Source organism: Trinickia soli, from assembly GCF_002879855.1.
GTDB lineage: Bacteria > Pseudomonadota > Gammaproteobacteria > Burkholderiales > Burkholderiaceae > Trinickia > Trinickia soli.
On record NZ_PNYB01000021.1, the window covers coordinates 88,205 to 95,948 of the forward strand.

Consider the following 7,744-nt stretch of genomic DNA (forward strand, 5'->3'; position numbering starts at 1 on the left):
GCCGCGGGCGCGCTTTTTGCGCCGGATAGGGTCTCACGCACAGACTTTTATCGGAGGCACAGATGGCGCAAACGGTAGGCGACTTCATCGTCGAAAGATTGCATCAGTGGGGCGTGCGACGCATGTTCGGCTACCCCGGCGACGGCATCAACGGGGTGTTCGGCGCGTTGCGTCGTGCGAAGGGAAAAATCGAATTCGTGCAGGCCCGCCATGAGGAAATGGCCGCATTCATGGCGAGCGCCCATGCGAAATTCACGGGCGAGCTCGGCGTCTGCATCGCAACGTCGGGCCCCGGCGCCGCACACCTGATCACGGGTCTTTACGACGCCAGGCTCGACCATATGCCGGTGCTCGCGATTTGCGGTCAGCAAGCGCGCGCCGCCTTGGGTTCCCACTATCAGCAGGAAGTCGACCTCGCCTCGCTGTTCAAGGATGTCGCGGGTTCCTACGTGCAGCAGGCGAGCGTGCCGGCACAAGTGCGGCACATGGTCGACCGCGCGGTCCGCATCGCGCTGTCGCAGCGGCGCGTGACTGCGATCATTCTGCCGAGCGATCTTCAAGAACTCGATTATTCTCCGCCGCCACGCAAGCACGGGACGGCGCATTCGGGCGTCGGCTATTCGCGCCCGCGCATCATGCCCGAGCCGTCCGATCTCGCTCGCGCCGCTGAAGTGCTCAACGCAGGGCGCCGCGTCGCGATGCTCGTCGGCGCGGGCGCATTGCACGCAACGGATGAGGTGATCGCCGTCGCCGAACGATTGAAGGCTGGCGTCGCCAAGGCGCTGCTGGGCAAGGCCGTCGTGCCGGACGAATACCCGTGGGTGACGGGTTCGATCGGCTTGCTCGGCACGAAGCCAAGCTGGGAATTGATGACGCACTGCGACACCTTGCTGATGATCGGCTCGGGCTTTCCCTACTCGGAATTCCTGCCGAAGGAGGGCGACGCGCGCGGCGTGCAGATCGACATCGGCGCCGACATGTTGAGCCTTCGCTATCCGATGGAAGTGAACCTCGTGGGCGATAGCGCCGAGACGTTGCGCGCGCTGCTGCCGTTGCTCGATCAGAAGACCGAGGACACGTGGCGCAAACGTATCGAGGGATGGACGTCGGATTGGTGGGAGACGCTCGATAAGCGCGCGCAAGAACCCGTCAAGCGCGGCGTCAATCCGCAGCGCATCTTCACCGAACTTTCGCCGAAGCTGTCGAACGACGTGATTCTGACAAGCGATTCGGGGTCATGTGCGAACTGGTATGCACGCGACTTGAAAATCCGGCGCGGCATGATGTGCTCGCTGTCGGGCGGCCTCGCTTCGATGGGCGCAGCGGTACCGTATGCTATCGCCGCGAAGTTTGCGCATCCCGACCGACCGGTGATTGCGTTCGTCGGCGACGGCGCGATGCAGATGAACAACATGGCCGAACTGATCACGGTAGCCAAGTACTGGCAACAATGGAAAGACGGGCGCTGGATCTGCATGGTCATGAACAACGAAGATCTGAACCAGGTGACGTGGGAGCAGCGCGTCATGGAAGGCGATCCGAAATTCGAGGCCTCACAGGAACTGCCGAACGTGCCGTTTCATCGCTTCGCCGAGTTGATCGGGCTCAAAGGTATTTACGTCGATACGCCGGAAGCCATTGGTCCCGCGTGGGAGGAAGCGCTGGCCGCGGGCCGTCCCGTCGTGCTTGAAATCAAGACCGATCCCGACGTGCCGCCTTTGCCGCCCCATGTGACGCTCGCACAGGCGCGCAAATTCGCCCGCACATTGATGGAAGGCGATCCCGACGAAGGCAGTGTCATCGTCAATACGGCCAGGCAGGTCATGGCCTCCGTCCTGCCTGGAAAGAAGGACTCCTGATCAATTGCCCGGGTCTTCAAAAAGCCACGGTCAGCTTCGCCTGCACCCCATAGTCCGACAGATGGTGTGCGTACTGGCCGGAATAGCCGACGCCGAGCGTCACGGCCCGGCTCAATGCGAGATCGAGCCCGGCATCGATGGTCGCCGCATCCCGGGCGATGGGTACGCCTGCGATCGTAAAGGCGCTGCCGCCGTCGAAACTGAAGGTCGAGAGCGGCGTCAGGTCGCCGACCGCATGACGCCAACCAACGGTGCCGTGCACGGCCCCCTTCCAACCGTATAGGGCGTAGGCCTTCCTGGCCCGCATGCCGACGGTCGTGAACGTGACGTTGGTCGTGCTCGCGGGTGTCGTCAGTGCGGCTGCGCCGCCGGTTTCGGTGAAGCCGCCCGTATGCAGATTGATCGTGGCGACATTGACGAAGGGCTCGACCGTGACGAGCGGGGAATCGAGCCGGTAACCCACTTCGCCGAAGCCTTGCACCATCGCCGCGCCGTAGTGCGAACTCAGATCCGCGGAGAACCCCGGGAATGCCACGGTGCGGTGCGTGTCGATGTCGTGCCAGGTGTAGCCCACGCCGAAACGGACGCCGAGTGGGCCCCATTGCGAGCCGCCGTACAACGACAAGTGAGCATCGACGATCGCGCCCGATGCCTCGCGCGCACTGACGTCATAGCGCGAATTGGTGGCGCCGGCCATGAGGCCGACGCGCCCGTTCTGCAACACGGGTACGTCGCCGCCGATCGCGAGGCCGCTCAGCGTTCGATCGAACGTGGCGGCGTTGCCATCGCCGTTCCATTGATTCCAACCGCCCATGGCTTGTGCCCACAGTGCGACGCGCCTCGCGCCCGGCGTCGGCGGCAGGAAATCGTTGTCAGTGGACGCAACCAATGCTTGCGTAGGCGCGATATCGTCGGCGAACGCCTGTTGCAATCGCGCGATGGCGGCGTCGCGAAAGACGCGGCTATCGGTGATCATCGCGCCTTTCTGCGAGGCGTAGACATCGCCTGAGAGCGCGTCGAGCGCTTGACGTCCCGAAGCGGCGTCGGGCACGGACGCGACCGCGTTGTAGATCGTATTGCCTTGCCCCAGGCTTTCGACGCCCTGACCGGTAGCGCACTCGTTGCGCGTTTGGGCGACGCTGCAGAACGATTTCTGGTTGCGCCGTGTGTCGAGATAGACGTGATTGGCGTCATACGCTAGCGACAGATCGACGAACGGCATGTTCTGCGTCAATGCGTCGAACGTGCCGGTCACGCCGCCGTTTGCGGAAACGATCGTCCACTGGCTGCCCGGCGCATAGACTCCGCCTGCCTTGATCGTCTGGACCGTGCCGCCTTGGATGAGCGCCTGGCCCGTGGCGTGGATGAGATCGCCTGTCTGATCGGGCAGGATGCCGGCCGCATAGATCGAACCCGCTTCGAACGTGACGTCGCCGTTGATATGAAGCGTGCCGGGCGTATGACCGGGTGCGATCGTGCCGCCCGAGGCGATGTCGGTCGTACCCACCGAGCCGGTACCGGTCAGCGTGCCGCCTGCTTGCACCGAGACAGGGCCGCTGACCGAGCCGCTCACCGACAATGTGCCGGCTGTTACCGTCGTGGTTCCCGAGTAGGTGTTGTCCGCATCGAGCGTCAACGTGCCCGCGCCGCTTTTGAACAAGCCTCCGCTGCCGCTGATCGCACTCGTGAGTGCGAGATCGGCGTCGGTCTTGAAGGTGCCGCCGCCTGCGCCGAGCGTGACACTGCGCGCGGAGCTGAAGCCGGAGGTGTTGTCGAGCGTGCCGCCGTCGAGCGTCAGGCCGCCCGATGTTGCGCCGAGATTCGAGTCGGAGGCGATCGACAGCGCCCCCCCCTCGATGAACGTGCCACCCGTATAGCTGTTGGTACCGGATAGCACCAGAGTGCCGTTATCGGTTTTCTCCAGGCCGCCTGCACCGGTCAATGCCGAAGCGATCGTCGCAGTGATGCCGGAGGTGAGTGCGCCACCTCCCGCACCCACACGAATGATGCTCTTCGCGTCGGCAAGCGTGATCGCATCGCCATTGACCAGATAGCCATCGGTGGCGAACTGCATGCCGCTGACCGAGACTGCGCCCGCACTGTCATCGACCGTCACGGTTCCCGGTTGCCCCGCGAAGATGGCGAACTGCCCGTTTTGCCAATTCGAGTTGGCGGCGCCGTTTGCGGTCGTCCAGTTGTTGTTGGCTGTGTTCCAGATGCCGTCGCCACCGTCTACCGTGCCGTTGTTGTGATTCGACGCAGTGCCGCCGTCCCAGAAGTTGACGCTCGCTCCGCCGGTATTGACGAGATTGACCTCATGCGTAATCGAAGTCTGCACGGAAAAATCGCTCGCGCGGTCGCCGCTGGGAATGCTGCCGATGTGCAATCCGTTGTCGCTCAGGCCGGCGGCATAGTCGAACAATCGATAGAGCCCCGGGCCCAGGCCGCCGAGATCGGAAATGTTGAGCGTACCCGCGAGCGTCAGATTGCCGGCGACATTGAACATGCCCGTCGATGTATCGGGCGCACCGAGGGATACGTTGACGTTCGAGGCATTCGACAGCTTAAGGTTGCTGCTGAAGTTCAACACGTTTCCCTGCCGGCCCGCGAGTGTCCCTGCGCCGATCGTTGCGTCGCCTTTGATCGTGCCCGTGCCTTCGATCGTGCCGCCCGCTTGCGCGGAAACGACGCCGCCGAGTACGCCATCGACCGACAGCGTGCCGTTCGATACCGTCGTTGTGCCCGCAAAATTCGATGAGTCGCCGGTGAGCTGCGTCATGCCGGCGCCGATCTGCGTAATGCTGCCGTTGCCGCTGATTTTCCCGTCGAAGATGACGGTATCTGCGCGGTCGAACGCGAGCGTGGCGTTGTTGATGACGTCGCCCGAAATCGAGCCCGATGTGCCGCCGTTGCCCAGCTGTAGCGTACCGGCCGTGATCGTCGTGCCGCCCAGGTAGCTGCTGTCGCCGGTGAGCGCGGTGGTGCCGGTGCCGGCCTGCGTGACGCTGCCACTGCCCCCGATCGCGCTATTGAGGGTCCACGCATCGGAGCGGTTGATAACGAGCATGGCATCGTCGTCGATGCTTCCCGAGATCGAGCCCGATGTCCCACCGTTGCCCAGTTGCAGCGTTCCCGCGGAAATCTGGGTGCCGCCGGTATACGCGTTGTTCGCCGTGAGCGTGAGCGTGCCGCTGCCGCTCTTGAGCAATGCGCCGGCGCCATTGACGACGCCCGTCAATGCGAGATCGGCGTCGGTCTTGAAGGTGCTGCCGCCTGTGCCGAGCGTGACCGTGCGGCCGGAGCCGAACGCTGCGGTGTTCTCGAACGTGCCGCCGTCGACCGTCAGCGCGCCTGCTGCCGCGCCGAGATTGGCGTCGGAGGAGACGGACAAGGTGCCGCCGTTGACGAACGTGCCGCCCGTGTAGGTGTTCGAACCGGATAGCACGAGCGTGCCGCTATCGGTTTTCTCAAGGCCGCCGGTGCCGGTCAACGCCGAGGCGATCGTCGCGGTGATGCCGGTGCTGAGTGCGCCGCCTCCCGTGCCGACGCGGACGATGGTTTTCGCATTGCCCAGGGTGATCGCGTCGCCGTTGACCGCATAGCCATCGGTCGCGAACTGCATGCCGAGCACGGATATCGCGCCCGCGGTGTCATCGACCGTGACCGTACCCGCTTGCCCGGAAAAAATCGCGAACTGTCCGTTTTGCCAGTTCGCATTGACGGAGCCGCTCGATGTCGTCCAGTTGTCGTTGGTGGCATTCCAGATGCCGTTGCCGCCATCTATCGCGCCGTTGTTATGGTTGGAGACCGTACCGCCGTCCCAGAAATTGACCGTAGCTCCGCCCGTGTCGACGAGATTGACCTGATGGCTCGTGGCCGTCTGCACGGAGAAGTCGGTCGCGTTCGTGCCGCTTGGCGTGCTGCCGATTAGCAGCCCATTGTTCGTCAGGGTGCCGGCGTAGTCGAACACGCGATAGACACCGGGCCCCAAGCCGCCGAGATCGGTGACGTTGAGCGTGCCGGCGAGCGTGAGGTTGCCCGCGACGTTGAACAGTCCCGTCGCCGTGCTGGGCGCGCCAAGCGATACGTTGACATTCGAGCGGCTCGACAGCGCAAGATTGCCGCCGACGTTGAGCACGTCGCCCTGCCGGCCCGCGAGTGTTCCGGCGCCGATCGTCGCATCGCCTTTGATCGTGCCTGTGCCTTCGACCGTGCCGCTATTGACGGTGACGGTGCCGCCGAGCGTGCCGTTGATCGCCAGGGTGCCTGCGTTGACCGTGCTCGTGCCGGCGAAGGCGTTGCTGTTGCCCGAAAGCGTCACGACGCCCGCGCCGTTTTGCGTGACGCTGCCCGTGCCACTCAGTACGCCGCCATAAGAGAACGCTTCACCATCGTTGAATTGGAGCGCGCTGTTGTTCGTGATCGCGCTGGTAAAGGTGCTGTCGAAGCCGTTGCCGATGACCAGGGTGCCATTGGAGAGAGTGGTGGGCCCTGTGTACGTGCCGGCGCCGGTCAGCGTCAGCGTGCTGGCTCCCGTCTTCGTCAGGCCGCCTGCACCGGAGATTGCGCCCGACAACGTGAGGGCGTTATCGGTTTGAAACGTGCCGCCGTTGGCGTTCAACGTGACAGCGCGTGAGGAACTGATGGCCGCCGTGTTTTCGAGCGTTCCGCCGTTGAACGAGAGCCCGCCCGTGCCGAGATTGGCGTTGGCCGATACAGCCAGCGTGCCACCGTTCAGGAGCGTGCCGCCTTGGTAGGTATTGGTGCCGGAGAAGGTCTGCTTGCCGCCGTCGATTTCGACGCTACCCGTACCGGTGATCGCACCCGCGAAGTTGCCGGGCGAGAAGGGCGTGCTGCCGCCCTGACCGTTGGCGATGACGAGCGTTTTATTGCCGAGCACGACGGTGCCCGTCGATGCGCCCGACAGGCTTTGAATGGTCGTGCTGTTGGCCGTGACGCCGGAGACGTCGAACGTCGCGTCCACGCTGATATCGCTCGCAGCTGACAGGTCTGCGTCGGCGCCGAGCTTGAGCGTGCTTTGCTCGATGGCCCATGGATGGCTGTCGCCCATGCGGCCGGTCACCGTCCACGTCCCGAGGCCTGTCTTCTGGTATTCGGCGAAGCCTTGGTATTGCTCCAGGCCCGTCGTGTTATCGAGCGCGGCGACGATCTTCGAAACATCGAACGTGCCGTCCGATGAACCACCGAGCGCGAGAATATTGCCACCGCCGGCCGCGATGGCTTTGCCGCCCATGGCGTATCCCGCCTGGAGCTCGAGGATGTTGCCGTTGCCTGTCAGCTCAACGGCAACGCCGCCTGGCGCGGTTTGCGTTGGGTTCAGCAGCGACCATCCGCCTTCGAGGCTGCCGCCGTTGGCATTGATGATCGTGTTGTTGTCGCCTTGTACGCGCAGACCGATCGCGAGCGCGGCATGCCCTGCCGAACCGCCGGGATTGACATAGCCGCGGTTCATGAAGGTGTTGTTGCTGCCGAAGATGTCCATGGCGTCGCCACCGCTGCCGTCGGGGATGCTGCCGACCCCTGCCGCACCGTATCCGCCCTGGAAGCCGGTGCCGAAGCGATTGCTGATGTTCGTGACGCTCGCGCCGTCGGTGGCCACCACGACGGCAGCGCCGGCGCTCCCGCCGGATGCCCCGCCATAACCGCCGAGGATTCTATGAACGTCGCCTTGCCAATTGAAAGTGAACGCCTTGCCCTGGAAAAACAGCCCTACGCCGCCACCACCGCCAGCGCTGGTCGATGTGCCGTCGCCGCCGGCACCGCCGATGAGATCGTTACCGCTGACGAGCAGCGTGCCACCCATGAAAACCAACCCCGCGCCACCGCCGCCGGCGCCGGCCGACGTCTGTCTCTTATACACATCT

At 64.2% G+C, this 7,744-nt stretch carries 3 protein-coding genes; 2 read left to right on the forward strand and 1 reads right to left on the reverse strand.

Annotated features, from left to right (window positions below):
* The first annotated feature begins 62 nt into the window (after positions 1 to 62).
* Positions 63 to 1,859, forward strand: a complete 1,797-nt coding sequence (locus C0Z19_RS21440) for a thiamine pyrophosphate-requiring protein (protein WP_102611848.1) — start codon at positions 63 to 65, stop codon at positions 1,857 to 1,859.
* 16 nt (positions 1,860 to 1,875) lie between these two features.
* Here the strand turns inward: C0Z19_RS21440 and C0Z19_RS21445 are convergent, their stop codons facing one another.
* Positions 1,876 to 7,482 carry an autotransporter domain-containing protein gene (locus C0Z19_RS21445; protein WP_233196231.1) on the reverse strand — a complete coding sequence of 1,869 codons (5,607 nt, stop codon included), beginning with the start codon at positions 7,480 to 7,482 and terminating at the stop codon, positions 1,876 to 1,878.
* Positions 7,483 to 7,536: 54 nt separating this feature from the next.
* Between C0Z19_RS21445 and C0Z19_RS29225 the strand changes: the two genes are divergently transcribed.
* Positions 7,537 to 7,744, forward strand: a 208-nt coding sequence (locus tag C0Z19_RS29225; RefSeq protein ID WP_269844874.1) for a hypothetical protein, incomplete at its 3' end; no start/stop codon positions are given.

Coding starts and splice junctions, on each gene's coding strand:
- C0Z19_RS21440 (WP_102611848.1), top strand. CDS start 63: ATGGCGCAAACGGTAGGCGACTTCATCGTCGAAAGATTGCATCAGTGG.